This is a genomic window from Sulfitobacter sabulilitoris (assembly GCF_005887615.1).
GTDB classification, from domain to species: domain Bacteria; phylum Pseudomonadota; class Alphaproteobacteria; order Rhodobacterales; family Rhodobacteraceae; genus Sulfitobacter_E; species Sulfitobacter_E sabulilitoris.
The window spans coordinates 293,997-320,926 of record NZ_VANS01000004.1 but is presented as its reverse complement, the minus strand read 5'-3'; the positions used below and the strand labels follow the sequence as shown (position 1 = coordinate 320,926).

23 protein-coding genes are annotated in these 26,930 nt (G+C 66.7%); 11 read left to right on the top strand and 12 right to left on the bottom strand.

What is annotated here, in order from left to right:
• Position 1: 1 nt before the first annotated feature.
• Both FDT80_RS15675 and FDT80_RS15670 read right to left on the bottom strand, forming a co-directional pair.
• Positions 2–1,381 (bottom strand): sensor histidine kinase, encoded by a 1,380-nt coding sequence (locus tag FDT80_RS15675; RefSeq protein WP_138663250.1) that lies wholly within the window; start codon positions 1,379–1,381, stop codon positions 2–4.
• Entirely contained in the window at positions 1,378–2,049 is a 672-nt protein-coding gene (locus FDT80_RS15670; protein WP_138663249.1) for a winged helix-turn-helix domain-containing protein, read from the bottom strand. Before FDT80_RS15670 ends, FDT80_RS15675 begins: the two co-directional genes overlap by 4 nt.
• A gap of 230 nt (positions 2,050–2,279) precedes the next feature.
• On the opposite strand from FDT80_RS15670, the gene FDT80_RS15665 reads away from it, so the two are divergent.
• The 6 genes from FDT80_RS15665 to FDT80_RS15640 all read left to right on the top strand — a co-directional run bounded on the left by FDT80_RS15665 (position 2,280) and on the right by FDT80_RS15640 (position 9,741).
• On the top strand, positions 2,280–3,395 hold the full coding sequence (locus FDT80_RS15665) for a Do family serine endopeptidase (RefSeq protein WP_138663248.1): 1,116 nt from the start codon (positions 2,280–2,282) through the stop codon (positions 3,393–3,395).
• A gap of 189 nt (positions 3,396–3,584) precedes the next feature.
• Positions 3,585–5,153, top strand: a complete 1,569-nt coding sequence (locus FDT80_RS15660; protein WP_138663247.1) for a class I adenylate-forming enzyme family protein — start codon at positions 3,585–3,587, stop codon at positions 5,151–5,153.
• On the top strand, positions 5,150–6,079 hold the full coding sequence (locus FDT80_RS15655; RefSeq protein ID WP_138663246.1) for a 3-hydroxyacyl-CoA dehydrogenase NAD-binding domain-containing protein: 930 nt from the start codon (positions 5,150–5,152) through the stop codon (positions 6,077–6,079). The genes FDT80_RS15660 and FDT80_RS15655 overlap by 4 nt, the downstream gene beginning before the upstream one ends.
• A gap of 26 nt (positions 6,080–6,105) precedes the next feature.
• Complete coding sequence (locus FDT80_RS15650) at positions 6,106–7,689, top strand: acetolactate synthase large subunit (RefSeq protein ID WP_246039980.1); 1,584 nt, start codon at positions 6,106–6,108, stop codon at positions 7,687–7,689.
• Between the two features lie 7 nt (positions 7,690–7,696).
• On the top strand, positions 7,697–8,557 hold the full coding sequence (locus tag FDT80_RS15645; protein WP_138663245.1) for an HTD2 family dehydratase: 861 nt from the start codon (positions 7,697–7,699) through the stop codon (positions 8,555–8,557).
• Positions 8,554–9,741, top strand: coding sequence for a CaiB/BaiF CoA transferase family protein (locus tag FDT80_RS15640; RefSeq protein ID WP_138663244.1), 1,188 nt, complete (start codon positions 8,554–8,556; stop codon positions 9,739–9,741). The genes FDT80_RS15645 and FDT80_RS15640 overlap by 4 nt, the downstream gene beginning before the upstream one ends.
• A 6-nt stretch (positions 9,742–9,747) precedes the next feature.
• Here FDT80_RS15640 and FDT80_RS15635 read toward each other — a convergent pair whose 3' ends face one another.
• From FDT80_RS15635 to FDT80_RS15625, 3 genes are all read right to left on the bottom strand, one after another.
• Entirely contained in the window at positions 9,748–10,140 is a 393-nt protein-coding gene (locus tag FDT80_RS15635) for a DUF4149 domain-containing protein (RefSeq protein WP_138663243.1), read from the bottom strand.
• The gene (gene ubiG / locus FDT80_RS15630) at positions 10,137–10,853 is read right to left on the bottom strand and encodes a bifunctional 2-polyprenyl-6-hydroxyphenol methylase/3-demethylubiquinol 3-O-methyltransferase UbiG (protein WP_138663242.1); all 717 of its coding nucleotides are present in this window, start codon (positions 10,851–10,853) and stop codon (positions 10,137–10,139) included. The genes FDT80_RS15635 and ubiG overlap by 4 nt, the downstream gene beginning before the upstream one ends.
• A 63-nt stretch (positions 10,854–10,916) precedes the next feature.
• Positions 10,917–11,471 (bottom strand): response regulator transcription factor, encoded by a 555-nt coding sequence (locus tag FDT80_RS15625; RefSeq protein ID WP_138663241.1) that lies wholly within the window; start codon positions 11,469–11,471, stop codon positions 10,917–10,919.
• Between the two features lie 138 nt (positions 11,472–11,609).
• On the opposite strand from FDT80_RS15625, the gene FDT80_RS15620 reads away from it, so the two are divergent.
• A complete protein-coding gene (locus FDT80_RS15620; protein ID WP_138663240.1) occupies positions 11,610–12,932 on the top strand; it encodes an ABC1 kinase family protein in 1,323 nt (440 codons plus the stop codon).
• Between the two features lie 15 nt (positions 12,933–12,947).
• Here the strand turns inward: FDT80_RS15620 and FDT80_RS15615 are convergent, their stop codons facing one another.
• Positions 12,948–13,574 carry an acyl-homoserine-lactone synthase gene (locus FDT80_RS15615; protein ID WP_246039979.1) on the bottom strand — a complete coding sequence of 209 codons (627 nt, stop codon included), beginning with the start codon at positions 13,572–13,574 and terminating at the stop codon, positions 12,948–12,950.
• A 446-nt stretch (positions 13,575–14,020) separates the two neighbouring features.
• Between FDT80_RS15615 and FDT80_RS15610 the strand changes: the two genes are divergently transcribed.
• Positions 14,021–15,451 carry a sensor histidine kinase gene (locus tag FDT80_RS15610; protein ID WP_246039978.1) on the top strand — a complete coding sequence of 477 codons (1,431 nt, stop codon included), beginning with the start codon at positions 14,021–14,023 and terminating at the stop codon, positions 15,449–15,451.
• A 45-nt stretch (positions 15,452–15,496) separates the two neighbouring features.
• Here FDT80_RS15610 and FDT80_RS15605 read toward each other — a convergent pair whose 3' ends face one another.
• Complete coding sequence (locus FDT80_RS15605; RefSeq protein WP_138663237.1) at positions 15,497–16,468, bottom strand: DNA topoisomerase IB; 972 nt, start codon at positions 16,466–16,468, stop codon at positions 15,497–15,499.
• Between the two features lies 1 nt (position 16,469).
• On the bottom strand, positions 16,470–16,685 hold the full coding sequence (locus tag FDT80_RS15600) for a hypervirulence associated TUDOR domain-containing protein (protein WP_138663236.1): 216 nt from the start codon (positions 16,683–16,685) through the stop codon (positions 16,470–16,472).
• A 133-nt stretch (positions 16,686–16,818) separates the two neighbouring features.
• Between FDT80_RS15600 and FDT80_RS15595 the strand changes: the two genes are divergently transcribed.
• Positions 16,819–18,468: a sulfatase-like hydrolase/transferase gene (locus FDT80_RS15595; protein ID WP_138663235.1), complete on the top strand. Its 1,650-nt coding sequence runs from the start codon at positions 16,819–16,821 to the stop codon at positions 18,466–18,468.
• Positions 18,469–18,472: 4 nt separating this feature from the next.
• Here the strand turns inward: FDT80_RS15595 and FDT80_RS15590 are convergent, their stop codons facing one another.
• The 3 genes from FDT80_RS15590 to FDT80_RS15580 all read right to left on the bottom strand — a co-directional run bounded on the left by FDT80_RS15590 (position 18,473) and on the right by FDT80_RS15580 (position 21,148).
• Entirely contained in the window at positions 18,473–19,306 is an 834-nt protein-coding gene (locus FDT80_RS15590; protein WP_170311893.1) for an ABC transporter permease, read from the bottom strand.
• Positions 19,299–20,066 (bottom strand): ABC transporter ATP-binding protein, encoded by a 768-nt coding sequence (locus tag FDT80_RS15585; RefSeq protein WP_138663234.1) that lies wholly within the window; start codon positions 20,064–20,066, stop codon positions 19,299–19,301. Before FDT80_RS15585 ends, FDT80_RS15590 begins: the two co-directional genes overlap by 8 nt.
• Positions 20,067–20,128: 62 nt before the next feature.
• Positions 20,129–21,148: an ABC transporter substrate-binding protein gene (locus tag FDT80_RS15580; RefSeq protein WP_138663233.1), complete on the bottom strand. Its 1,020-nt coding sequence runs from the start codon at positions 21,146–21,148 to the stop codon at positions 20,129–20,131.
• Positions 21,149–21,341: 193 nt separating this feature from the next.
• Between FDT80_RS15580 and FDT80_RS15575 the strand changes: the two genes are divergently transcribed.
• Together FDT80_RS15575 and rpe are read left to right on the top strand one after the other, a co-directional pair.
• Complete coding sequence (locus FDT80_RS15575; RefSeq protein WP_138663232.1) at positions 21,342–24,542, top strand: 4Fe-4S double cluster binding domain-containing protein; 3,201 nt, start codon at positions 21,342–21,344, stop codon at positions 24,540–24,542.
• Between the two features lie 125 nt (positions 24,543–24,667).
• A complete protein-coding gene (rpe, locus tag FDT80_RS15570; RefSeq protein WP_138663231.1) occupies positions 24,668–25,360 on the top strand; it encodes a ribulose-phosphate 3-epimerase in 693 nt (230 codons plus the stop codon).
• A gap of 26 nt (positions 25,361–25,386) precedes the next feature.
• On the opposite strand, the gene FDT80_RS15565 is transcribed toward rpe, so the two are convergent.
• Positions 25,387–26,880 (bottom strand): class I adenylate-forming enzyme family protein, encoded by a 1,494-nt coding sequence (locus tag FDT80_RS15565; RefSeq protein WP_138663230.1) that lies wholly within the window; start codon positions 26,878–26,880, stop codon positions 25,387–25,389.
• Between the last annotated feature and the right edge of the window lie 50 nt (positions 26,881–26,930).

The following is a 26,930-nucleotide window of genomic DNA, read 5'->3' as shown; positions in this document are numbered from 1 at the left end:
CTCAACCGCCGCTGTCTTGGCCCGCGTACGCCGCGAAGGTCAGACACACGCACAGTCCGGGTGCGGCATCGGTCAGCGACAGGTCCGCGTCATGCAGCCGCGCGACCACCGATACGAAGCTCAGCCCAAGACCATTGCCGGGGGTTCGGCGGCTGCGATCCAGACGGTAGAGACGTTGCAGCACCTTGTTGCGGTCGGCCGCGGGAATGCCGGGGCCTGTGTCGCGCACGCAAAGCACCACAGAACCGGATGCCGCCGTCAGCGACAGGTGAATGTTAGTTCCCGGCGGCGTGTGGCGCAACGCGTTTTCGATCAGGTTGGCCAACAGTTGCATCAGCAGATCGCGGTCCCCCGTGACGGTCGCTGGCACGGCCCCGGCGGGCCCCAGATCGATGTGCAGGCCGTGACCGCTGTCGCTGGCGGTCGGCTCGTACAGTTCGGCACATCTTGACGCCACGTCGCGCAGGTCGAGCGGGGCAAAGCGCGCCGCCGGCGATCCGGTTTCGATCTGCGCGATCTGCAACAGCGACCGAAATACCGACGCCACGCCCTCCAGCTCCGTGCGGGCCTTGTCGATGCGGCTGCCGACCGCGGGCGCGAGGGTCTTGCTGCGCGACAGGTCGTCCAGATGCACGGCGACGCGCTGGATCGGGGTCTTGAGGTCGTGCGCGATGTCCGACGAGACCTGCTTGATCGCCGCGACCGACCGTTCCTGCGCCTGCGCCATCTGGTCGATCTTGCCGCCGATCTGCGCCAGGTCGTCGGACCATCCCACGACCGGTCCGACCCGCGCGGCCAGGTCGCCGGTGGTCAGCCGGTCCAGCGCGCGGCTGACCACGCGAACATGCGTCGCGCCGCGCCGCGCAAGGTAGAGCCCGCCCGACAAAGCGATCAGCACCGTCGGCAAAAGGCTAAGGGCGAGGATATTCAGGAACACGCCGCGCAGGGCGTCGATCTCGGCCCGGCTGCGCGCGATGGTCAGTTGCCCGCCGAATTCGGACGAGGTGAGCGCAAGATAGGCCCCCCCTGTCCGCGCTTCCGTCTGGTCGGGCGTCACGATGCGGTAGCCGTCGCTGTCGCGGGCGATGACCGCGTTGCCGTAATGCCGCCGGTTGGGCGCGAAATAGCTCAGCACCATGCGGTCGGGGTCGGTTTCGCGCGCCTCGGCCTTGACCAGCGCCGCAAGGGCGGCGGCATTCGGCGCCGCACGAAAGCCTGCCATGTCCTGTTTCAGATCATCGCGCAACGCCTGATCGAAAGACGCCTGCGTGACGACATACGTGGCCGCAAGGCTGATCAGGCTGACGGTCGTGAACAAGGCGACCAGTCCCAGCGTCAGACGCAGCGGCATGGACCGCAGGACGCCGCCGCCCCGCCTCATGCGTCGATCCTGTAGCCCGCGCCACGCACCGTCTTGATCAGATCGCCGTCAAAGGGTTTGTCGACCTTGGCGCGCAGCCGGCTGATATGCGTCTCGACCACGTTGGTCATTGGATCGAAGCTGATGCCCCAGACGTCCTCCAGCAGCATGGTCCGGGTCTGGACCCGCCCCTTGCGGCGCAACAGATGTTCGAGGATCGCGAACTCGCGCGGCAAAAGGTCGATGTCTCGGCCCTCGCGGGTGACGCGGCGCGCCAGCAGATCCATTTCGAGCGCGCCCGCCCGCAGCACCGTCTCCTGCTCGGCGGGGGGCTGACGGCGACCCAGCGCGGCAACCCGCGCCGACAACTCGCCAAAGGCGAAAGGTTTGACAAGGTAGTCGTCGCCCCCCGCGTTCAGCCCGCCGATCCGGTCCTCGACCGACCCCAGCGAAGTCAGAAACAGCACCGGCGTCTGGTTGCCCGCGCCGCGCAGCGCCTTGACCAGGCTCAGACCATCCAGACCCGGCATCATCCGGTCCACGATCAGCACGTCGTACTGTCCCGAGGTCGCCTGGATCAGACCGTCCTTGCCGTCGGCCACAAGATCGACGGCATTGCCTTCCTCACGCAGGCCGCGCGCGATGTAATCGCCTGTGGTGGGGTCGTCTTCGACTACGAGCAGTTTCATCGGTGCGGTCCTGATCGGGCGGTTCGGCGCGGTTGGGTCATAGGTGTGCCCGCACACGCTCTTGCGCAAGGGCATCACGGTCCGGCGCATTGCCTATCGCCGCCGTATGGGCCACCGTCCAGCCCCGCCTGCGAACCTTACATAATTGTATAGCCGCCGTGACGCCCCTGTGAGGGCCGTGCCCCATATACCTGCCATCGCAATCCACAAACCCGCATGGAGCATGCAACATGACACACAGTCTTTCCAAAACCTCCCGCGCCGCGGCGCTGGCGCTGGCCGCGGCCCTCGGCACCACCGGCCTGACCGCGATGGCCCCCACCGCGGCACTGGCCGTTCCGGCGGGCGGCTATGCCGATCTGGTCGAGCAGGTTTCGCCCAGCGTCGTGTTCATCGAGGTCACGGCCAAGGCATCGCCCGCCGATTTCGAACGCCGGTTACCCAAGGGCATGCCCGACGCGCTGAAGCGCCAGTTTCGCGACATGATGCCCGACGGCCAGCAGGGCGCGCCGCGTCAGGGCCTGGGATCCGGCTTCATCGTGTCGCCCGACGGGCGGATCGTGACCAATTCCCACGTCGTGGACGGCGCGCAGACCGTCACGGTCAAGCTGGCCGACGGGCGCAGCTTTGACGCCTCGGTCGTGGGCAGTGACCCGATGACCGATATCGCCCTGCTCAAGATCGACGCGGATGTCGATCTGCCTGCCGTGCGCTTCGGCTCCTCCGCCGGCCTTCGCGTCGGCGACGAGGTCGTGGCCGTGGGCAACCCCTTCGGCCTGGGCGGCACGGTGACATCGGGCATCGTGTCGGCCATGTCGCGCAACATCAACGCGGGTCCCTACGACGACTTCATCCAGACAGATGCCGCGATCAACCGGGGCAACTCCGGCGGGCCGCTCTTCAACAACGCGGGCGAGGTGATCGGCGTGAACACCGCGATCATTTCTCCCGGCGGGGGATCGGTCGGAATCGGCTTTGCCGTGCCATCCGATCTGGTGCAGACCATCGTCGCGGATCTTGGCGACGACGGCACCATCACCCGTGGCTGGCTGGGCGTGCAGATCAAGCCGATGTCGCAGGACATCGCCGACGTGCTAGGCTATGACGCTCCCAAGGGGGCCATGATCGAGGCAGTGACACAAGACAGCCCCGCCGACCGGGCCGGCCTTCAAACCGGCGACATCGTGCTGAAATTCGGCAAGACCGAAATCACCGAGCTGCGCGACCTGACGCTGGCCGTGGCCGGAACCGCACCCGATGAAACCGCATCCGTCGAGGTTCTGCGCAAGGGCGAGACCGTCACGATCGACGTGACCGTGGGTGCCCTGGCCGCGCAGGACGCCTGAGCCTGCACACCGCCAAAGGCCGCCGCACCGTGGCGGCGGCCGCCCCGCCACGGGCCCATGCGGCGCGCCGGGGCAGGGCGTTTTGCGGCGCGGTCGCGCCCCGATTGCTGGCCCGCCGCCATTCCGCTTGCCATCTGGCGCGCGGACCATACGATAGCGCGCACACCGTGACAGGACCGAATGCGCCCCATGATCGAGCTATCGCCCCCCATGCCCGACGATCCCCCGCAGCAGACCGTGGTCGAGATGATCCGCGCCGCCGCAGGACGCACACCCGACCGGGACGCGATCGTTTGCGGCGATCAAAGGCTGAGCTGGGCCCGGTTCGACGCGCGCCTCAACCGGGTGGCCAATGCGCTGCTGGGTCTGGGCGTGACACGCGGCGACCGGGTCGCGGTGCTCTCGCCCAACAGCATCGCCTACGCCGAGGTGTTTCTTGGCACGTTGCGCGCAGGTGCATGCATCACGCCGCTCTCGACGATGGCCTCGCCCGAGGCGCTGCACAAGATGCTGCTGGACTGCGGCGCCAAGGCGCTGTTCCTGGCGCAGGATCATGCGCATCTCGCCGCCCCCTTCCTGGACCGGCTTGATCTGCACAGGGTCGCGTTCGATTTCACGCAGCCCGGATTTGCCGATTACGCGACACTGACCGACACCGCCGATGACACCGACCCGATGATCGGCATAGACATGGCGGACGCCGCGAACCTGATCTATTCCTCGGGCACCACGGGCACGCCCAAGGGAATCGTCCACGCCCATGCGATGCGCGCCGCGCAGATGGACCGGGTGGCGGCCAACGGCTATGACGGCGACGCGCGCACGTTGTTGTCCACGCCGCTGTATTCCAACACCACGATCGTCGCCTTCCTGCCGACGCTGGTGGGCGGATCGACCGTGCACCTGATGCCAAGGTTCGACGCCCGCCGGTATCTTGAAATCGCGCAGGCCGAGCGGATCACCCACACGATGCTGGTGCCGGTGCAGTACAAGCGCATCATGGAGGTGCCCGATTTCGACGGCTTCGATCTGTCCGCGATGCGGATGAAATTCTCCACCTCCGCGCCGCTCAGGGCGGATGTCAAGGCGGACGTGCTGGCACGGTTTCCCGGCAAGCTGGTGGAATACTACGGCCTGACCGAAGGCGGCGGCGTCACCGTTCTGGTGGCCGACGACCACCCCGACAAGCTGCATACCGTGGGCACGCCCGCACCGGGCTGCACGATCAAGCTGATCGACGGCAACGGTGCGGAAGTCGCACAGGGCGAGGTCGGCGAGATTTGCGGCCGCAGCCCGACGATGATGGCGGGGTATTTCGGGCGCGACGACCTGACCGCCGATTCCATCTGGCGCGACGCGGGCGGGCTGGCCTATTTCCGGTCGGGCGACATGGGCCGCTTCGACGACGACGGATTCCTGATCCTGTCGGACCGCAAGAAGGACATGATCATTTCCGGCGGGCTCAACATCTATGCCAACGATCTTGAACTGGCGTTGCTGGAGGATGCGGACGTGACCGACGCCGCCGTGATCGGTATCCCGTCCGACGATTGGGGCGAGACGCCGCTGGGCCTCGTGGTGCTGCGCGCGGGCGCGACCCGCGATGGCGCCGCGATCCGCGACGCCGCCAACGCGCGGTTGGGCAAGAGCCAGCGGCTTGCAGGGGTCGAGGTGCGCGATGTGCTGCCGCGCAGTTCCATCGGCAAGATCCTCAAGCGAGAGCTGCGCGCGCCCTATTGGGACAAGGCCGAGGCATGAGCGATCTACCTGTGATCGGGATCGTCGGCGGCGGGCTTATCGGGATGAGCTGGGCCGCGCTGGCGCTGGCCTGCGGGGCCGAGGTGATCGTGGTGGACCCACGACCCGAGGCCGAGGCCGAGACCCGCGATTTCATCGCCGCCGCATGGCAGCACCTGCGCGCACTGGACATCGCCACCGGCGGCACCCCGCCCCGGGCCCGTGTGACCGCCGACATGTCGGCACTGGCGGACGCGGGCTTCGTGCAGGAATGCGGCCCCGACCGGATCGGGGTCAAGCATGACATCGTCGCCCGGATCGAGGCCGCGGTGGGCGCGCAGGTCGTCATCGCGTCCAGCACCTCATCGCTGATGGCCAGCGACATACAGGCCCGGGCGCGTCATCCCGACCGGATCCTCGTGGGCCATCCGATGAACCCTCCGCATCTGGTGCCGATGGTCGAACTGGTCGCCGGGCGCGCCACGTCGCAGGCGGCGATGGATACGGCGGAACAGATGTATCTGGCGCTGCACCGCGTGCCCATCCGGGTGAAAAAGGAACTGCCGGGCCATCTGGCCAACCGCCTGACCGCGGCCCTCTACCGCGAGGCGGTGCACATCGCCGCGGAGGGTATTGCCGATGTCGCGGACATCGACCGCGCCATCGCCTATGGCCCCGGAATGCGGTGGGCCTTGATGGGGCCGCATCTGATCTATCACCTGGGTGGCGGCGCGGGCGGCTATCGCCACTACCTCGATCACCTCGGCCCCACGCAAGAGGCGCGCTGGAAGGCGCTCGGCACCCCGAGCCTGAGCCCGCAGGTGCGCGAAACACTGGTTGCGGGGGTCGAGGCGGAACTGGCACAGACCGACAAGACGACGCTGACCGCCCGGCGCGACGACGCGCTGGTGGCCCTGGCGAAACTGAAACAGACCTACGGCTTCTGAGCCGCCTCAATCACAAGGGAACCACGATGGCAGAAGATCACGCAGCACCGGCCGGCACGGACGAGATGAACGGCGCGGAAAGCCTCGTGCGCACGCTGCTGGGCAGCGGGGTGGACACCTGCTTTACCAATCCCGGCACCTCCGAGATGCATTTCGTCGCGGCACTGGACCATGTGCCGGGCATGCGGTCGATCCTGACGCTGTTCGAAGGCGTGGCAACGGGGGCGGCGGATGGCTATTACCGGATGGCGGGGCGGCCGGCCTCGACGCTGCTGCACCTTGGCCCGGGGCTGGCAAACGGGCTGGCCAACCTGCACAACGCCAAAAAGGGCGGCTCTGGCGTGGTCAACATCGTCGGCGAACACGCACCCAGCCATATCGCGCTCGATGCCCCGCTGACCTCGGACATCGAAGGGATCGCGGGCCCGGTCTCGCATTGGGTCAAGACCTCGCACGCGGCCCGGACCGTGGGCGCGGATGCGGCGCAGGCCGTGCAGGCCGCGCGCACCGCACCGGGGCAGATCGCCACGCTGATCCTGCCCAGCGAAACGGCCTGGACACAGGGCGGCGCGGTCGCCTTTGCCGAAGCGCCGCCTGCCCCGGCCATGCCCGACGCTGACGCCCTGGCCAAGGCGGCAGAGGCGCTCGACGGTCCCGGCAGCCTGCTGTTGCTGGGCGGCGGTGCGCTGACGGCGGAAAACCTCGAGACCGCCGGGCGCATCGCGGCGCGGACCGGCTGCGCGATTCTGTCGGAATGGTCCAATGCGCGGATGGAGCGGGGCGCGGGCCGGGTCTTCGTGGGGCGCGTGCCCTATCCGATCGACATCGCGATCAAGGTACTGGAGGCATTCGACCGCATCGTGCTGGTCGGCGCGCGGGCGCCCATCGGGTTCTTCGCCTATCCCGGCAAACCCGCAGTGCTGACCCGCGACGATGCGCGGATCGTGCCGCTGGCCGGTGCGGGCGACGACCTGACGGCGACGCTCGATACGCTGTGCGGACGGCTGGGCGCGACCGATACGCCGCCGGCCCACGTCGCCGAACGCAATGCGCCCGCAACCCCCACCGGCCCGGCCGATGCCGATACGATCGCCGCCGTTCTGGGCCAGATGATCCCCGAAAACGCCATCGTGGTCGATGAAAGCATCACCACCGGGCGCGCCTTTGGCCCGGCGACGGCAGGGGCCGCGCCGCACACCTGGCTCAACAATTGCGGCGGCTCCATCGGGTACAGCCTGCCCGCCGCGGTGGGGGCCGCCGTGGCCTGCCCCGACCGCCCGGTGCTGGCGCTGACCGGCGATGGCAGCGCGATGTACACGGTGCAGGCGATCTGGACGATGGCCCGCGAGGCGCTGAATATCACGATGGTGATCTTCGCCAACCGCAGCTACCAGATCCTGCGCGGTGAATTGACCAACGTGGGCGTCGGCAACGCGGGCCCGCGCGCCATCGACATGCTGTCGCTCGACCGTCCGGCGATCAACTGGGTCGACATGGCCCGGTCGATGGGCGCCGAGGCCAGCGCGGTCAGCACCGCCGAGGCGCTGAGCGAGGCGCTGGCCGCCGGTTTCGCCACGCCGGGGCCGGTCCTGATCGAAGTGGAGATGTAGGCAGGCAATGGACATCGACCACCTGAAGACGTGGGTCGGCAAAGCCCGGACGGTGCGGGAACGCATCGCCCCCTTCCCCGCCAATGCGCTGGCCGCGACGCTGGATCGCGACGATCCGGCCTATGCCGACGGCTCGGTGCTGCCGCCGCTTTGGCACTGGCTGCATTTCCTGCCCGTCTTCAAGCTTGCGGACGCGGGATACGACGGCCACGCCGCGCTGGGGGGCTTCCTGCCGCCTGTGCCGCTGCCCCGGCGGATGTGGGCGGGCAGCCGGCTGACATGGTCGGCGCCGATGCGGATCGGGCGGGACCTGCGCAAGACATCCACGGTCATGTCGGTGGATCACAAGGACGGGCGCAGCGGCGCACTGGTCTTCGTCACCGTGCGGCACGAGGTCTTTGACGGCGACGTGAAGGGCATCGAGGAGGAGCACGACATCGTGTACCGCGCGCTGCCCGCAGCGGACGCGCCCGCGCCGACGCCACCCCGCGCGCCCGACCATGCCGCCTTTTCGCGCAGCGTCACCCCTGACCCGGTGCTGCTGTTTCGCTACTCGGCGCTAACGTTCAATGGCCACCGCATCCACTACGACCAGCCCTTCTGCACCGGCACCGAGGGCTACGAGGGGCTGGTCGTGCATGGCCCGCTTCTGGCGACGCTCATGCTGGACCTACTGCGCCGCGAGCATCCGGGCGCGGGGATCGAAGGGTTCGACTTCCGCGCGGTCGCCCCGGTCTTTGACACGCATGAGTTCTCGGTGCAGGGCGCGCCGCGCGGCGATGGCAGGACATTCGATCTCTGGGTGCGCCGGCACGACGGCGCGCTGGCGATGCAGGCCACCGCCACGACCGACGGTCGCGGCGCATGACCGCCCCGCGCCCCCTGGACGGGATCACGGTGATCGCGCTGGAACATGCCATCGCGGCCCCCTTCGCCACCCGTCAACTGGCCGATCTGGGCGCGCGGGTGATCAAGGTCGAACGCCCCGGCACCGGCGATTTCGCGCGCGGCTATGACGACCGGGTGCAGGGCCTCGCATCGCATTTCGTCTGGACCAACCGCAGCAAGGAAAGCCTGACGCTCGACCTCAAGCACGCGGACGGACGTGCCGTTCTGCAAAAGCTGTTGGACCGGGCGGATGTGCTTGTGCAGAACCTCGCGCCGGGGGCCGCCGCGCGCATGGGCCTCGGGCACGAGGCGCTGGCGCCCGATCACCCCCGGCTGATCGTGTGCAACATCTCAGGCTACGGCACCGGCGGGCCGGATCAGGATCGAAAGGCCTATGACCTGCTGATCCAGTCCGAGGCGGGGTTCCTGTCGGTCACCGGCAGCCCCGATGCGCCCGCCAAGGCCGGGATTTCCGTCGCCGACATCGCCGCCGGGATGTACGCCTATTCCAATATCCTCGCCGCCCTGATCCAGCGCGGCCAGACCGGACGCGGCACGAACATCGACGTCTCGATGCTCGAGGCGATGGCCGAATGGATGGGTTACCCGATGTATTACGCCTATGATGGCGCGCCGCCGCCCGCGCGCGCGGCCGCGGCCCATGCCACGATCTGCCCCTATGGCCCCTACCGGGCGGGCGACGGGCAGGACGTGATGCTGGGCTTGCAGAACGATCGCGAATGGGTGGCCTTCTGCGCCACGGTCCTGCGGCAGCCGCAGCTTTCGAACGATCCGCGCTTCGATACGAATGCCCGGCGCGCGGCCAACGCGGCGGCGCTGCGGACACAGATCGAAGGCGCATTCGCCTCGCTGAGTGCCGCCGAGGTGATCGCGAGGCTGGATGCGGCGGGCATCGCCAACGCGCGGATGAACGACATGGCCGGTCTTTGGGCGCATCCGCAATTGCGGGCCCGCGACCGCTGGCGCGAGGTTCAAAGCGCCGCCGGATCGTTTCAGGCGCTGCTGCCGCCCGGCGGACTGGGCGACACCGAGCCGCGCATGGACGCGGTGCCGTCGCTGGGACAGCACACGCAGGCGATCCTGTCCGAACTGGGATACGCGCCCGACGCGATAGCGGCGCTGCAACAGGCGGGCGCGGTCTGATGTCGCTCAGATCAGGCGAACAAGCGTGTAGCCGGCAGCCACGATGTGCAGCAGCGTCACCCCCACCGACAGCCCGTGCAACCGCCTGAAGCGGCCGGTCTCGCCGCGATCGGTCGCGGCATTGATCGCGGGCATCAGGCCCTGCCGTGCCCAGACCGTCGTTCCCGCGATGGCCGCGAGCAGCAGCGCGCCCGACAGATCGTGCCAGAGCAACAGCAGCGCACCCAAGGCCGACGCGCCGATGACGAACAGATAGAAATGCGGAAAGGACGCCCGGATCACCTTGCGGGCCTCCGCGACAGGCAGCGTTTTGAACAGTGCCGCGGCAAAGCCGAACGCGAACAGGGTCATGCCGCCGAACAGCAGGGCGGTGACCAGCAGGCCGAGGGTCAGCGTCATGCGGCGGGCCCTTTCACGGCGGTGCCCATGTAGAGCACGGTCTGCAACGGCAACTGCCCAAAGGTCAGGTCCAGACGCCGGTCGATGCCGCGCGGCCCCAGACCGGTAAAGCGGCCCGGCACCAATCCGGCGGTGCGCATGGCGGCGCGCAGTTCCGCCGGCTTGATGAACATCGCCGGATCATGCGTGCCCTTGGGCAATAGCCGCAGAAAATCCTCGGCCACGGTGATGGTCGCGAGGCGGGCGATGGGGTTGCGGTTGATCGTGTCGAACAGCAACGTGCCGTCCGGGCGCAGGACGCGCGCGATCTCGGCCATCACGCGATCCAGATCCTGCACGTGTTCCAGCACATCGACACAGACCACCGCGTCGAACGCGCCGTCGTCATAGGGCAGTTCCTCGCCCCTACCGACGTCATAGCGAATGCTCAGGTCATTGTGTGTCGCGTGCCGGCGGGCGGCGTCGATCGCCTGCCGCGCGGGATCTATGCCGGTCACCTGCGCGCCGCGCCTCGCCAGCGCTTCGGCCATGAAACCGCCCGCACAGCCCAGATCGAGAACCCCGCACCCCGCCCAGTCGATATGCCGGTCGAACCACGACAGCCGCCCCGGCACGAGGTTTTTCAACGTTCGCACCCATCGCAGATCGTCCGACCACCACTGCGCGGCGACGTCGTCGTAGATATCCAGGTTGTTGCGGCTTGGCTGGGCCATCGGGGTGTGCTCCGCTGTTGGGTTGGAGTGGCACTTAGGCCGCGGCGGGCGGCGGACCAGCGATCAATCGGTGACCGGCCTGTCGGCGTTGTAGCGCTTGAGGTTCCGCTGCAACGTTCGGCGGTGCATGTTGAGCAACCGCGCGGCCTGCGACACATTCTCGCCCACCTCCTGAAAGACGTGCTCGATGTGCTGGCGGCGCGCGTCATCGGGCAGGATGGGATCCTCGGGTGGCGCCGGGCGCTGGCCATCCGGTGCCTCGAGCGCCGCGATGATTTCATCCGCCGCCGCCGGTTTGGCAAGGTAATCGACCGCACCCAGCTTGACGGCGGCCACCGCGGTAGGCGTATCGCCGTACCCGGTCAGGATCAGGGCCCGCGCGTCGGGCCTGCGCAGGCGCAGCGCCTCGACGATATCAAGGCCGCTGCCATCGCCCAGCCGCAGATCGATCACGGCATAATCCGGCGCATCGCCCGCGATCGCCCGCTCCGCATCGGCCACCGATGCGACGGCGCGCACGTCAAAGCCACGCTTGGTCATCGCCCTGTCCAATCGGTCGCGGAACGTGTCGTCGTCCTCTGCGATCAGGACGGTGGGTTGCGTGTCGAAATCGGTCATTCGTGTACTCCTTTGTCCTTTAAACGCACCAGCCGCCGCTTTGGACCCATCGCGCGTCAATCGGTCGCTGGTGCGGCGGGGCATGGCAACCGCGCGGGCACGGCCTAGATCAGGCCTAAGCATCCGAAGGCCAGACCCATGACCAAACCCCCGTTCGAACAACGCGGCCTGCCCGTGCCACGCGGTCGCCTGTCGCGGCTGGCGCGCTTTGGCGGCCTGACGGGGCGTGTGCTGGGGACGATGGCGGTCAGCGGCGGGCGGCAGATCGCCAGCGGCCAGCGCCCCGATCTGGGCCGCCTGCTGCTGACGCCGGGCAACGCGGCGCGGATCACGAACGAACTGGCCCAGATGCGCGGCGCGGCGATGAAAGTGGGCCAGTTGATTTCGATGGAGGCGGGCGATCTGGTGCCGCCTGACGTCGCGGAGATGCTGGCGCACCTGCGGTCGGATGCGCATTTCATGCCGCCAAAGCAACTCAAGACGACCCTGGTGCACGCCTGGGGCCCGGATTTCATGCAACGGTTCGAACGGTTCGATGTCCGCCCGATCGCCGCCGCGTCCATCGGGCAGGTGCACCGCGCCACCACGGCAGAGGGTCAGGACCTCGCGATCAAGGTGCAGTATCCCGGAGTGCGGCGCAGCATCGACAGCGATCTGCGCAACGTGGGCGCGCTGCTGCGCATGTCGGGCATGGTGCCGCGCGGGCTGGATATCGGCCCCCTGCTGGACGAAGCGCGCCGACAATTGCACGAGGAGGCGGATTACGACCGCGAGGGGCAGGCGCTGGCCCGTTTTGGCGGCTTGCTGTCGGACGCGCCCGATTACCACGTGCCTCGCCTGCACGCCGGTCTGACCACGCGCGACGTGCTGGCGATGTCCTTCGCCAGGGGAACGCCGATCGAAGAGTTGCACACCGCCCCCCAGCAGGTGCGCGACCGCGCCGTGCGGCTGCTGATCGACCTGGTGTTGCGCGAACTCTTCGAATTTCACCTGATGCAGACGGACCCGAATTTCGCCAACTACCGCTATGACGCGCAGACCGGCAAGGTCGTGCTGCTGGATTTCGGGGCGACCCGCGCGTTCGGCCCGCAGATGGCCGCGCAGTACCGCACCCTGATGCGGGCGGGCGTCGCAGGCGATCGCCAGGCGGTGCGCGCGGCGGCCCTCGACATCGGCTTTATCACCACCGACACCCGTCGCGACCATGCCGAGACGATGCTGGACATGTTCGACATGGCGATGGAGCCGCTGCGCAAGCCGACCGCCTTTGATTTCGGCGCAAGCAATCTGGCGGCCCGGCTGCGCGATCGCGGCCTTGCCTTTGGGATGGAGCGGGAGTTCGACACCGTGCCGCCGATGAATACGCTTTTCCTGCAGCGCAAGATCGCGGGGATGTACCTGCTGGCAAGCCGGTTGCGCGCCCGTGTGGCCATCGCCCCGCTGATCGCCCCTTGGATGTAGCCGCCGGCGCGCGGCCTACACGGGGTTCATCACGTTCATCAAGGCGGCCTGCGTGCGGTCACCGTCTATCGTCATGACCGGACCCACCGGCACCGCGCTGAGCATGCCCAGCCGTGTCATCCAGCGGCTGAAAACCGCGGGCACGATGCCGATGACATGGGTCGCACCCAACTCGCGTCCCGCCGCGGCCATCTGCTGCAACAGGATCGTCTGGATCCGCATCCGGCGATTGGACGCGACCACCGGCGTCAGGAACAGCCGCGTCGCCTCCCAGATTTCCTTTTTCACTGGTGCCTCGAAAAACAGCACGTCGCGGGGGATGTCGGGCAACATGCCAAGCTGCGCGTCGCGGATCATGTAGCTGTGCATGCCGATCTGCGCCGTCGTCGGGGTCAGGCGCACACCGGCCAGAATTTCGCCGAATTCGTGAATGATGATCCAGCGCGCAAGCGGCGTGTCGTATTGATCGAATTCCATACCGTCCGCAGAGGGCAGATCCCAGCCCTTGTTGACAACGAACGTCTCGTGGCGGGCGCGCAGGAAACTGACAAGCAGTTCCCCGAAAAGATGCATGTTGGTGAAAGAAACGGTCGTCGCGCGCACATGGGCATCAAGGTGCGCGGTATCTTTTTTCGGTTGCACGGCAGGCGCAATTGTGCGGAATTGTTCGGCAGGGCCATCGGCGGCTGAACCGAGATTTTCTTGCGGCACGAGTTCAGGAAACACGCTTTCCTTTCCGCTCAACCGCTCTGAACCCTCATGTAAACCCATACTCAATTCCGTCTTTTTCTTTTTCTTTAACTTTTACCGAACCACAAGTTGCATCGTTTGGCCATAGTTCTGCCGTGTTAACCTGCGATTAAGTTGCCTGAACGTGTCTCATAGGACGTTTTCCGGCGCACGAGCCGGCAGGGCGTAATCCAGGGCACACATGGGATTGATAAGACCCTGGCAACCAAATGGGCCTTAAAACGAACGACCGAAGGTCACAGAAAGCTGTTCCATCATTCTATGGAACCCGGAGAACACGGCATATGCTAGACAGCACATTCAAAGGGATGTTTTCGCCCCCAACGCAAAACACCTTCATGCTGATTCGCAAGATGCGCGATTATTCGCGCGTCGGAATGCGGCTTTTCTGGCAGCGCCAGATCAGCTTTGCCGCGTCGATCATCCTGGCGGGGTTCTACTTTGAACTCTGGATTTCCCTGACCACGGCAGCACTTATCATCCTGTCGGAAACCTACGACTACATGCTGTTCACGCAGATCCGACGTTGGGTCGGGCGCGATGCACGTCAGGCCAAGCGCTTTCTCTACCGGATCTACATCGGCACCGTACTCAGTGCTGCGGTGATCAGTTTCTTTACGCTCAGCATTGCGCTGGAGCAGGGACCGAGCACGCATTTCATGCCGTTGTTCTTCCTGTTTTCCGCCGCGCTATTCGCCGCGATGAACAACCATCACCTGCTGTCGGTGCTCACCCTGCGCCTGTCGATTTACGGTGTGACGTTCCTGTTCATTCCGATCTACGACATCGTCAGCACCGGCGCCCCGATGTCATCCCCGCTTTGGGTGCAGTTTTTCACCAGCCTTTTCGTGCTGTATTTCATCATCGACTGCTCGCGGGTCTTCATGAACATGTACCAAAGCAACCTGCGTCATATCGATACGATCAAGGCAGAGCACGAAAAGACCAAGGCCGCCTACAAGGTCAAGAGCGAATTCTTGTCGACCGTCAGCCACGAATTGCGCACGCCGCTGACATCCATCAAGGGCTCGCTCGATCTTGCCAATTCGGGGGCTCTTGGCGATGTGCCGCCAAAGGTAAAGGCCGTCTTGACCATCGCACAACGCAACAGCACGCGTCTGACCCAACTGATCAATGAAATTCTCGATCTGCAAAAAGCGGAGTCGGGCAAGATGGAATTCAAGTTCAAGCCCGTCGAAATCGGTTCGATGGTGGAACAGGCCATCGAAATGAACCGCCCGTTCGCCGACCGCTGCAACGTGACCATCGAAAGCGAAATTCCGGCCGGCCGCGTGTTCGTCAACGGCGATCAGAGCAGGTTGGAACAGGTGATGACCAATCTGCTGTCCAATGCCGCCAAGTTTTCCAACGACGGCGGGCGCGTGATCGTGCGGGTGGATGCACAGGAGACCAAGGTGCGCATTCACGTCATCGACGAGGGCATCGGCCTGTCCGAAGCGTCCCGTGTCAAGGTCTTCGATCAGTTCAGCCAACTGGATTCCACCGATCAGCGCATCAAGGGCGGCACCGGCCTGGGCATGAACATCTCCAAGAGCATCATAGAGGCCCACGGCGCGACGATCGACTACACCAAGAACAAGGGGGCCGGCACCACGTTCTTTGTCGAACTGGACAGGATTTCCGTACCCGGAAAGCTGGCCGGCGGGCTGGCGAACCTGGCCGGTTTCGCCGGACAGCCCGCGACCGAAGCGTCGGAGGACGACGACGCCGACGACGACGCAAGCGTGGAGACACGCCGCGCATCGTGACGCGATGCGCGGGGCGCGCCCATGTGGCCCATGCTCGGCGGCGGTTCAGCCGATCTCAAGAAGGTGAAGCAGGCGGCGTTCGCTGGCGCGTAGTCCGCGCTGATCGGGCGCATCCACGTGCAGGGGGTCCTGCCCCGCCAGATCGATGATGCGCGGATGAATGTAGCTGTTGCGCGCCACGGTCGCTGTGTTGTGCAACCGCGCCGCGGCGGCTTCGGCCATCGCCTTGATCGTCGCGTCTCCGGCCTCGGCGACCTCGAATGCGGCCAGCGTTCCGGCCCATGTGCGAAAGGTCTTGGCGCTGATGTCCTCAAGGCCCGCCGCCTCGGACAGATAAGCATTCAGCGCGGTTGAATTCAGCGCGTGGCTGTCCCCGTTTGCATCGACCCAGGCCAGCAGCTCCGCCCCCGGCAGGTCGTTGATCCGGCCCAGTGCCTGCGCCAGCTTCTTGTCGGTCAGGTGCTTGCGCACGCGCTTGCCGCCCTTGGCGGTATAGGAGAGACGGATCTTGTTGTCGTCCAGCGCCAGATGCTTGCGGCGCAGGGTCAGCGCGCCGTAGCTGCCGTTCTCGCGGGTATAATCGGCGCTGCCGACACGCACGGACAGGCGGTCGATCATGGCGACCGCACTGGCCAGCGCAAAGGCCTTGTCGCCCGGCTCCTCGTTCAGATCACGGGTCACGCGGCGGCGGATACGGGGCAGACAGTGTCCGAAGGGGACCAGCCCCTCGAACTTGGTCCGTGCCTGCGCCTCCGCCCAGTCGGCATGATACCGGTACTGTTTGCGCCGGCGCGCGTCGCGCCCGGTCGCCTGCAGGTGCCCGTTGGGCAGCGGGCACATCCACACGTCGTCATAGGCGGGCGGCACCGCCAGCGCCTCGAGCCGCCGCCGTTCGGCCCCGCGTGCGATCGTCGTGCCGTCGGGGGCGACATAGGTAAAGCCGCGCCCGCGCCGATGGCGTTGAATGCCCGGCTTGTCATCCGCGTAATAGACCAGATCGGCGACCGCGGTGGACATATCAGGCGCGTGTCACTTCCGAAGCCAGCTTGAGCACCTCGTCGCCGTCCTCCTGCTCGATCAGCAGCGCGGGATCATCGTCAGACCCGTCGCGCGTGACCTCGGTGCCCTTGATCGTGCGGGTGACATTGCGGGAATAGATTTTCCGCACGGTCCCTGTGCCGGTGCCCTCGCCCCAGTTCCATTTCACGGTGTCGCCTGTGTCATAGCTGGCCATCTGTCTGCGCTGTCCCCGGTGAGATGTTTGTCGCGGAAGGAACCGCGCACATCCGCATCCGGTTCCCCCTTTTCTTCCCCGGCCCCCCGCGACATTATCGCGCGGGTCAGCGCACCGTCGAAAGCCCTCCGTCATGAACATCCTTTTCATCATGTACGACCAATTGCGGTTCGATTATCTCGGCTGCGCGGGGCATCCGCATCTGGACACGCCCAATTTTGACCGGGTGGCGGCGATGGGGGTGCGGTTCACCAACGCCTATGCGCAATCCACGATCTGCGGCGCCAGCCGGATGAGCTTTTACACCGGGCGCTACGTGCACAGCCACGGCGCGGCGTGGAACGGTTTTCCGCTGCGGGTGGGCGAGATGACGATGGGTGACCACCTGCGCGCCAGCGGCATGGACTGCTGGTTGATCGGCAAGACCCACATGAAGGCCGATACCGAAGGCATGGCGCGGCTGGGCCTCGCACCCGACAGCGTGATCGGCGCGCGGCAGGCGGAATGCGGCTTTGACATCTGGGCGCGCGATGACGGGCTCTGGGCCTATGGCCCGGATGGGTATTACGACCAGCACCGCTCGCCCTACAACGCCTACCTGGCATCGCGCGGCTACGACGGCGAAAACCCCTGGGCCGATTATGCCAATGCCGCCGAGGGCGAAGACGGCCAGATCGCGTCGGGCTGGATGTTCGACAACGCCGACAAGCCCGCCAACATCCGCGAAGAGGACAGCGAAACCCCCTGGCTCACCTCCGAGGCGCTGCGGTTTCTGCAACAGGCCAAGGGCCCCTGGTGCGCGCACGTCAGCTATATCAAGCCGCACTGGCCCTATATCGTGCCGGCGCCCTATCATGCGATGTACGGGCCGCTGCACGTGTTGCCGCCGATGCGCGACGCCGTCGAACAGGACGCCCCCCACCCCGTTTTCGGCGCCTATATGCGCGGCAAGATCGCCGCCGCCTTTCAACGCGACGACGTGCGCGCCAAGGTCATTCCGGCCTACATGGGCCTGATCCGGCAATGCGACGACCAGCTTGGGCGCATCCTCGACCATCTGGAGGCGACGGGCGAGATCAAGGACACGATGATCGTGCTGACCTCGGACCACGGCGATTACCTTGGCGATCACTGGATGGGCGAGAAAGAGCTGTTTCACGAGCCCTCGGTGAAGATCCCGATGATCGTGCATGACCCGCGCCCGGCGGCGGATGCGACCCGCGGCAGCACCTGCGACGCGCTGGTGGAGGCGATCGACCTGGTGCCCACCTTCGTCGAAGCCGCCGGCGGCACGGTTGCGGATCATATCCTCGAGGGGCGGTCGCTGGCGCCCTGGCTGCGCGGCGAGACGCCGGATTGGCGCGCTGTCGCGATTTCCGAGTATGACTATTCGGGCACGCCGCATTGCGCCGCCCTGGGGCTGACGCCGCGCGATGCCCGGTTGTTCATGGTCTGTGACGGGCGGTTCAAACTGATGCATGCCGAAGGCGGCTTTCGCCCGATGCTGTTCGATCTGGCGAACGACCGCCACGAATTTCACGATCTGGCCAAGGGCGACGCGCATGACGCCGAGATTGCGCGGCTCTACGATCACCTTGCGGTCTGGGGGCGGCGCATGTCGCAAAGGGTGACGAAATCGGATGCGCAGATCGTCGCGGCGCGCGGGTCGTCGCTGCGCCGGGGGATCCTACCGTTTCTGGTGGATGGCTCCGAGGTGCCGGAGGCGTTGACCGAACGCTACCGCGGCCCGGTCCGCCAGCATCACGCCAAGGGCGACGAGTGAGCGGCTAGACCCGCCAGTCCAGCACGCGCCGTTCGACCCAGCCGATCACCGTGCTGACCAGCACGCCCAGCACCGACAAAATCACGACCCCGGCGAACAGCCTCTCCAGGTCATAGAGCGAACCGGCCTCGAGGATATAAGCGCCGACACCGTATTGCGCGCCCAGCATCTCGGCGGCCACCAGCAGGATGATCGCAATCGCCAGCGAGATGCGCAGCCCCGACAGGATGCCGGGCATCGCGCCGGGAAGAACGATCTTGCGCACGATGCTGAACCACGAAAGGCCAAAGCTTTGGCCCATGCGGATCAGCGTGCGGTCCACGTTGTCCACCGCCGCAAAGGTCGCCACGACCGTGGGGGTGAAGGTGCCGAACGCGATCAGCGCGTATTTGCTGGCCTCGTCGATGCCGAACCAGATTACGAACAACGGCAGCAACGCGATCTTGGGGATCGGAAAGATCGCGGCAACCAGCGGCACCAGACCGGCGCGGACATAGGAAAACAGCCCGATCAGCACGCCGACGCTGATCCCCACCGTGGCGCCGATGGCCGCCCCCACCAACAGCCGTGTCAGCGACGGGATCAGATGTTTGAACAGCGCCCCCGAGACGTAGAGTTCCTGAAACGTCAGCAGCACATCCGACGGGCGCGGCAGCGTCAGGGGCGAAATGAAGCCGGTGCGTGTGCCCCATTCGGCCAGCAGCAGCAAAAGCACAAACACCACGGCCCCCATCCATCGGTGCGAGACGGGCGCGAAACCGCCGCCGCGAAACCCGACCGGGCGGATCCGGGCGGTGTCGTGCTGCGCCGGCGTCGTGGTCAGGGGGACATCAGACATTCAAAAGCTCCGCATCGGCAGCTTCCGCCTCGGCCCGCATCAGGCCCCACAGGTGCTGTTGATGCGCGTCCAGATCGGCATCGCCATGACGGCGGTCGGCCAGCGGCTTGTCGAGGTGCACGACCTCGCTTATCCGGCCGGGGCGGCGTGACAGCACGACGATGCGGTGGCCAAGCCGCACCGCTTCGGCAAGGTTGTGAGTGACATAGACGGCGGTGAAGGGCGTGCGCGTCCACAGCGAAATCAGATCGTCCATCAACAGCTCGCGCGTCTGGCTGTCCAATGCGCTCAGCGGTTCGTCCATCAGCATCACGGCGGGGTTGACCGCCAGGGCACGCGCGATGGCCACCCGCTGCTTCATCCCTCCCGACAATTGTTTCGGCAGGGCACGCGCGAAATCGCGCAGCTTGGTTCGTGCCAGCACGTCGTCGATGATCGCACGCGCATCGCGCCCCTTGATGCCGTGATCCTCCAGCACCAGCGATACGTTGCCTTCGACCGTGCGCCACGGCAACAACGCGAAATCCTGAAAGATATAGGTCAGCGGATTGAGGCACCCGGCTGGCGGCTCGCCCATTTGCAGCACCTCGCCCAGCGCCGGGCGTTCCAGCCCACCCATGAAACGCAACAGCGTGGACTTCCCGCAACCGGAGGGGCCGACGATACAAACGATCTTTCCTGAGGGAATATGAAGGTCGATTCCCTGCAAAACCTCAGTCTTGCCGTAGGAATGACTTACGCCCACCAGTTGAATATCCATCTGTGCGCCCTTCCCGTCAGATCAGGGCCGGTCCGCGGCATCGCGCACCGGCCCTGCGCATGTCAGCTGCCGATGGTGTCGACGTAGGACGCATCGACCAGCGTGTCCATCGTGATGGACGCATCGACCAGCCCTTCGGACTGGAACCACTCGAGCTGATCGCGCACCGACGCGACATTCAACGCGGCCCCTTCGTTGAGCCGCATGGTGCCATTGATGATCGAGGGGGCCGCCTTGTCGCGCGGACGGTCTGTATAGACGTACTTGTGGATCAGATCGACCATCTCGTCGACGCCCGCATCGCCGCCCGCCTTGTCGATCATCGCGGCGTTGTAATCGGCCACGCCCTTGGAATACGCGGCCAGGTAGGCGGCGGTCATGTTCCGCTCGTCCGCGGCGTTGCTGGCCGAGGTAAAGACGGTGGTGACCTGATAGTCGGGCAAATAGGTGGATACATCGCCGATGATATGCACCGCCCCCGACCCCGCCAACGGCTTGGCGATATGCGGCACGATCGACCATGCGTCGATCTGGCCCGACTTCAGCGCGCCGATGATCGCGCCCACTTTTTGCAGCGGCTTGAAAGTCAGGCCGATGCCTTCGGCCTGCGCCATCTTGGAGCCCATGTAGTGGAACGACGATCCGGCCGTCGTCATGCCATAGCTCTTGCCGTCCAGCATCGCGGGCGCGGTGATGCCCGCCTGGAACGCCGCGTCGGACACGAGGAACTTCTGACCGTCGATTCCCGGCTCCTCGCTCAACGCGCCGCCGATCACCTTGATCGCGCCCTTGTCCGCAAGCGACACGAGCCCGCCCGAAATGGCCGTCACGGCATAGTCCACGTCGCCACTGGCAATCGCGACCGCCATCGGCTGCGCCGCGTCGAAGAACCGGATTTCCACATCCAGCCCGGCATCGGCGAAGTAGTTGCGTTCGAAGGCGATGAAGGTGCCGGAGTGGCTGGTGAAGCGCAGCGCCCCCAGCACGAGTTTGCGGCCTTGCGCGATCGCGGGTGCGGCCAGACCTACGGCGGTCGCGGCCCCCATGGTGGCAAGCGCCTGACGTCGGTTGAAATGTGTCATCTGATCCTCCCTGAATTCTGTCGAAAGAGTGGGCCTCGGCCCCCGGCAAAGTCAAGCGCCGCCGAGCGGCCGCTTTCCGGGCGACGCGCCGCCCGTGCCCGGGATCGGCCACGCACCGACGCCGGTTGCGCCATGCCGGCGGCGGCGGCGGCGGCGCTGGCGTTTTGCAATCCACTATGGCAACGCTAGCCGGATGAAGTTTTTCTCCGCCAGATCGCGCCCCGTTCACTTTGGCCCCTACCCGCTGGAGCGGTTGCGGCGATGCGACGGCGCCCCGTCCGAGCGTCTTTGCGACCCGGTGGTATCGTTCGATCACGGCGACAGGCCGCAGAGCATCGTCAACGCCATGCGCCCTTTTCAGGCGATGATGGACGCGCTGCGCGACGGGCAGGCAAACCCGGTACACGCCGATATTCCCGCCGATCCGCAGAACCGCAGCGCGCATCTGAAGGCCTTTGGATATTTCAACGACGCGTCGATGGTGGGTGTGTGCGGCCTGCCCGACAGCGCGCGGCGCGAGCGGGCGCGCGACAACCCCGACACGCGGTCTCTGGTGCACGATCTGCAACGGCGCCAGACCAGCACGCTGGCCGCCGGGGTGGACGTGATCATGGACAACCTGCGCCGTGGCACCGCCGCGCCGCTGGCGGAGTTCGGCGGCCACAGCCATGCCATCGTGATCCTTGTGGCCTATCCCCGCGACCCGCGCGTGGATGAACCGGGCAGCCCCTGGATCATGGATGCGCAGGCCCAGCGCGCCGCGCTGCGCAGCAGCGAAACCGCCACCGTTCTGGCCGATTACATCCGCCTGCTGGGCTATGGCGCGCGGGCCCACTCAGCCACCGCCAGCGACGTGCACCTGGCAGAACTGGCGGTGGCGGCCGGGCTTGCATGGGCGCAGGACGGCGCGGCGGTTGCGCCCTGGATCGGGCCGCGCTTTGGCCTCTCGGTCGTGACGACGGATCTGGCGCTGGCCCCCGACCGCCCGCTGGCTCCGCGCGCGGATCAACCCGCCGGGGCGCTGCATGGCCCCGTCTGGGCGCTTGGCCTGCACGGCGGGCTGTCAGCCCGGACGCATGACCCCTATGCCCGGCGCGATTTCGCCGCGGGGGCGCATCCGTTCGAGCGGCTGACCCGACGCGACACCCCCACCACCCACATCGACGAGCCGAACATCCCCCGCATTCCCAAACGCACGGACATGTTCGCCCGCGGACAGTTCGGCGACATGGGCCCAAGGGTGCAAAAGGCGATGACCGGCGGGCACCATATCGCCAAATCGGCGCCCGCCGCCGCGCAAAGACGCCTGTTGGGCGCATTGATCCTGCTGCAGGACGGTCCGGTGGCCGACAGACCCTCGGGCGGCGAGGATCCGGCCCTGAACGCCGCCGCGCTCAAGGCCGCGAGCTATTTCCTCGGGGCTGACGCCGCCGGCCTGTCGCGCTGCCCCGACTGGGCGTGGTACAGCCATGACGCCACCGGCACCCCCATTGATCCGCCGCATGACCAGGCGCTCAGCATGATCATCGACCAGGGTTTTGACACGATGGAAGGCGCATCGGGCGACGACTGGATCAGCGTCGCGCAATCGATGCGCGCCTACCTGCGGTTTTCCATCCTGGGCGGGGTGATCGCCGCACATCTGCGCCACCTCGGTCATCCGGCCAAGGCGCATACGGTGATGGATGGCGATGTGTTGCAGCCGCCGCTGCTGCTGCTCACCGGACTGGGCGAGGTCAGCCGCATCGGCGAGGTGATCCTCAATCCCTATCTGGGGCCTCGCCTGAAATCCGGCGTCGTCACCACCACGATGCCCGTGGCGCACGACCGGCCCATCGACTTTGGCCTGCAACGGTTCTGCGAATCCTGCAACAAATGCGCACGCGAATGCCCGTCGGGCGCGATCACGGCAGGGCCCAAGCGCATGTTCAACGGCTACGAGATCTGGAAATCCGACAGCCAGAAATGCGCCACCTACCGGATCACCAACCAGGGCGGGTCGATGTGCGGGCGCTGCATGAAGACCTGCCCCTGGAACCTCGAGGGGCTCTTTGCCGAAGCCCCCTTCCGCTGGGCCGCCATGACGGTGCCACGCGCGGCGCCCCTGCTGGCGCGGCTTGACGACGCGGCGGGGCGCGGGGCGCTCAACCCGGTCAAGAAATGGTGGTGGGACCTCGAACTGGCGCTCGATGGCGGCTACGGGGCCCCGGCAGCGCCGCCCAACCTGCGCAACCTGCAACCTGACCTCGCCCTGCGCGCGGAGGATCAGACGCTCGCCGTCTATCCCGCGCCGCTGGCCCCGCACCCCTGGCCCTTTCCCGATCCGATGAACCGCGAGGCAGGGATCGTCGCCCATGCCGCATTGGTCTCGGCCGAGGATCACAAGGCGCGGCTGGCGCGGGGCGAGGTCGCGCATCTGCATCTCTATGATCCGGCCGGGGACTCTCCGGTCCTCGACATGGTGGTCGATACTGCGTCCGATCTGGGGGGCGGGGTGATGATGTACGACCTTTGCGCGCGAACGGGCGGCGATCTGCCGGCATGGTCGGCGGGGGCGCATCTGGACCTGGTGGTCGCGCCCGAATACCTGCGTCCCTATTCGCTGATGGGTGACCCGGCGGACCGCAGCCGCTACCGTATCGCCGTCCTGCGCGAGGACGCCGGCCGCGGCGGATCGGCGCTCGTGCACCGCATCTTCGCGCCCGGTCGACGGGTATTCGTGTCGCAGCCCGAAAATCATTTTCCGCTCGCCGAAGACGCGCCCCACAGCCTGCTGATGGGCGGCGGGATCGGCGTCACGCCGATGATCGCCTTCGCGCACCGCCTGCACGGGCTGGGCCGGCCCTTCGACCTGCATTACTCCTGCTCCACGACGGCGCGGGTCGCGTTTGCCGACCTTCTGGCCGATCTGCCATGGTCCGACCGCGTGCACCTGCATATCTCCGACGGCGGCACCCGTGCCGATCTGCCCCGGATCATGGCACGCGCGCCATTGGGCAGCCATGTCTACACCTGCGGGCCCGATGGCTACATGACGGCCGTCGCCGACGCCGCCCGCGCCGCCCAGATCCCCCGGGATGCGCTGCACCTTGAATATTTCTCGGTCCCCGACACGCCCACGCGGGTCAATCACCCGTTCACGCTGCGCCTTGCATCGGGTCGCGATATTCCGGTGCGCGCTGACCAGTCCGCCAGCGACGCGCTTGTCGATGCCGGCATCTCGGTCGACATCAAATGCAACGATGGCCTGTGCGGCGTCTGCCGGTGCGGCTTGCGCGCCGGCACGGTGGAGCATCGCGATTTCGTGCTCTCCTGCGCGCAACGCGACACGCAGATCATCCTCTGCCAGTCACGCGCGGCTGACCCCGAGGGCGTGATCGAGATCGATCTATAGTGGCGCCATATGGCTTCTTCTGGCCGCAAATACCTCCGCCGGAGGCTCCCGCCCCTTGCCACCGGCGCACCGGCCCCGATATAGCGCTTGGCATCCCGCCACCTGCCCCGAAAGGCCCCTGACCCATGTCCTTTGACCGCACCCTAAAGATCGCGCCCTCCATCCTGTCCGCCGATTTCGCCAATTTCGGCGCGGAATGCGAGGCGATCGAGGCGCAGGGCGCGGATTGGGTCCATGTCGATGTGATGGACGGGCAGTTCGTGCCCAACATCACCTTCGGCCCCGCGACCTGCGCGGCGATCCGTCCGCATATCAGGGGGATCATGGACGTGCACCTGATGATCACCCCGGTCGATCCCTTCGTCGACGCCTTCGCCCAGGCCGGGGCCGACGTGATCACCGCCCACGTCGAGGCCGGTCCGCACATTCACCGCACGCTGCAGGCCATTCGCGGCGCGGGCGCCAAGGCGGGCGTGGCGCTCAATCCCGGCACACCCGCCTCGGCGGTCGAATACCTGCTGGACATGGTCGATCTGGTCTGCGTGATGACGGTCAACCCCGGCTTCGGCGGACAGAAGTTCATCCACAGCCAGATCGACAAGGTTCGCCAGTTGCGCGCCATGATCGGCGACAGGCCGGTGCATATTGAAATCGACGGCGGGGTGGACCCGGTCACCGCGCCGCTGGTGGCGCAGGCGGGGGCGGATGTTCTGGTTGCGGGGTCCGCCGTGTTCCGCGGCGGGTCGGTCGGCCAGCCGCAGGTCTATGGCGACAACATCAAGGCCATCCGCGCGGCGGCAACCGGCACCTACGTCTAGGGCGCCGACGCCTGGGCGCCCGTCGATCAGTCGAGCTGATCGGCGAACGCCTCGAGCAGGCGGTGCTTGAGGATCTTGCCGGTGGGCGCCGCGGGCAGGCTGGTGCCCAGGTAGATCCGGCTGGGCCGCTTGTAGCCCGCCAGCCGTTCGCCCACGAAAGCCTTGAGGTCGGCGGGATCGACCGTGTCGCCCTCGGCCACCTGAACAAAGGCCAGCACCTGTTCGTCGCCATCCTTCATGCGGCCGATCACGGCCGACTGGATCACCTGCGGGTGATCGTTCAGCGCCGCCTCGACTTCGGGCGGATAGACGTTGAAGCCGCCGTGAATGATCAATTCCTTGGACCGGCCAAGGATATGCAGATGGCCCTGCGCGTCGATCTTGCCCAGATCGCCGGTGCGCATCCAGCCCTCGGCGTCCAGCACCTTGGCGGTTTCCTCCGGGTTGCGGTAATAGCCCTTCATCACATGCGCGCCGCGTGTCATCACCTCGCCCGAGCCGTCGCCGCCGCCCTCGACGGTGTCGTCGATCTTGATTTCGACGCCGGGCAGGACCGGGCCCACGGAAATGTCGGCGCTTCCCATCGGGTTGCGTGTGGCGCAGACGCCGGCGGTGCTTTCGGTCATGCCGTAGCCGTTTTGCAGCGCGACGCCGTAAAAGGCTTCCGCCTTGCGCTTCCACGCCGGATCAAGCGGGGCAGCCCCCGACGACACGTAGCGCAGCTTGTCCGAGCCAAGCTGGGTGTGGCCCTGTTCCTTGGTGTATTGCATCAGCAGCGCGTGCATTTGCGGCACGGCCGACAACAGCGTCACACCGCCCTGAAGCGCTTCGTAAAGCTTGGCCGCGGAAAACCGCGCCTCAAGCTGCACGGCGGCACCCGCATAGGTCGCCGCCGTCACCACAGAGGCAAGGCCGAACACATGCGTGATCGGCAGCACGCCATACACCAGATCGTCGGGCGTCATGTCGCGCAGCGTGGCCGAGGCCATGCCGCCAAAGCGCACGTTGTCATGGGTCAGCATCACGCCCTTGGGGTCGCCGGTCGTTCCGGTGGTATACAGCAGCACGGCCACGTCGCCCAGATCGGGGTCGGGGTTGCTGTCGAAGGGCCGGGCCAGATGCAAGCGGCCAAAGCTCCCGGCGATCTCCGTCGCGCCCATCCGCTCGGCGTGGGTGGCGGCATCCCGTGACGCCTCGCAGGTCATGAGCGCGGCGGCGGGCCTTGCGTGATCGAGGATGCGTTTGACTTCCGCCTCGGTCTGGCGGGCGTTCACCGGTATGATCGTGGCCCCCAGCTTCCACGCCGCAAACAGCGCGGCCACGGCGGGCGCGCAGTTTTCCGACAGCATGAGCACCCGGTCGCCGGGCACGACGCCCGCGTCCTTCAGCCGGGCGGCGAGGTCGGTGCTTGCGCGGTCGGCCTCGGCAAAGCTCCAGCGGGTGCCGATGCTGTCGGTCAGCGCCAGCGCATCGGGGCGCGACCCCACCTGATGCGCCAGAAAATCCTGAATATGTGCCATGTGATGGCTCCTCCCATATGCCCGCGATGCCGCTCTCCCGATGCGGTGGC

Coding starts and splice junctions, on each gene's coding strand:
- FDT80_RS15675 (WP_138663250.1), bottom strand. CDS start 1,381: ATGAGGCGGGGCGGCGGCGTCCTGCGGTCCATGCCGCTGCGTCTGACG.
- FDT80_RS15670 (WP_138663249.1), bottom strand. CDS start 2,049: ATGAAACTGCTCGTAGTCGAAGACGACCCCACCACAGGCGATTACATC.
- FDT80_RS15665 (WP_138663248.1), top strand. CDS start 2,280: ATGACACACAGTCTTTCCAAAACCTCCCGCGCCGCGGCGCTGGCGCTG.
- FDT80_RS15660 (WP_138663247.1), top strand. CDS start 3,585: ATGATCGAGCTATCGCCCCCCATGCCCGACGATCCCCCGCAGCAGACC.
- FDT80_RS15655 (WP_138663246.1), top strand. CDS start 5,150: ATGAGCGATCTACCTGTGATCGGGATCGTCGGCGGCGGGCTTATCGGG.
- FDT80_RS15650 (WP_246039980.1), top strand. CDS start 6,106: ATGGCAGAAGATCACGCAGCACCGGCCGGCACGGACGAGATGAACGGC.
- FDT80_RS15645 (WP_138663245.1), top strand. CDS start 7,697: ATGGACATCGACCACCTGAAGACGTGGGTCGGCAAAGCCCGGACGGTG.
- FDT80_RS15640 (WP_138663244.1), top strand. CDS start 8,554: ATGACCGCCCCGCGCCCCCTGGACGGGATCACGGTGATCGCGCTGGAA.
- FDT80_RS15635 (WP_138663243.1), bottom strand. CDS start 10,140: ATGACGCTGACCCTCGGCCTGCTGGTCACCGCCCTGCTGTTCGGCGGC.
- ubiG (WP_138663242.1), bottom strand. CDS start 10,853: ATGGCCCAGCCAAGCCGCAACAACCTGGATATCTACGACGACGTCGCC.
- FDT80_RS15625 (WP_138663241.1), bottom strand. CDS start 11,471: ATGACCGATTTCGACACGCAACCCACCGTCCTGATCGCAGAGGACGAC.
- FDT80_RS15620 (WP_138663240.1), top strand. CDS start 11,610: ATGACCAAACCCCCGTTCGAACAACGCGGCCTGCCCGTGCCACGCGGT.
- FDT80_RS15610 (WP_246039978.1), top strand. CDS start 14,021: ATGCTGATTCGCAAGATGCGCGATTATTCGCGCGTCGGAATGCGGCTT.
- FDT80_RS15605 (WP_138663237.1), bottom strand. CDS start 16,468: ATGTCCACCGCGGTCGCCGATCTGGTCTATTACGCGGATGACAAGCCG.
- FDT80_RS15600 (WP_138663236.1), bottom strand. CDS start 16,685: ATGGCCAGCTATGACACAGGCGACACCGTGAAATGGAACTGGGGCGAG.
- FDT80_RS15595 (WP_138663235.1), top strand. CDS start 16,819: ATGAACATCCTTTTCATCATGTACGACCAATTGCGGTTCGATTATCTC.
- FDT80_RS15590 (WP_170311893.1), bottom strand. CDS start 19,306: ATGTCTGATGTCCCCCTGACCACGACGCCGGCGCAGCACGACACCGCC.
- FDT80_RS15585 (WP_138663234.1), bottom strand. CDS start 20,066: ATGGATATTCAACTGGTGGGCGTAAGTCATTCCTACGGCAAGACTGAG.
- FDT80_RS15580 (WP_138663233.1), bottom strand. CDS start 21,148: ATGACACATTTCAACCGACGTCAGGCGCTTGCCACCATGGGGGCCGCG.
- FDT80_RS15575 (WP_138663232.1), top strand. CDS start 21,342: ATGAAGTTTTTCTCCGCCAGATCGCGCCCCGTTCACTTTGGCCCCTAC.
- rpe (WP_138663231.1), top strand. CDS start 24,668: ATGTCCTTTGACCGCACCCTAAAGATCGCGCCCTCCATCCTGTCCGCC.
- FDT80_RS15565 (WP_138663230.1), bottom strand. CDS start 26,880: ATGGCACATATTCAGGATTTTCTGGCGCATCAGGTGGGGTCGCGCCCC.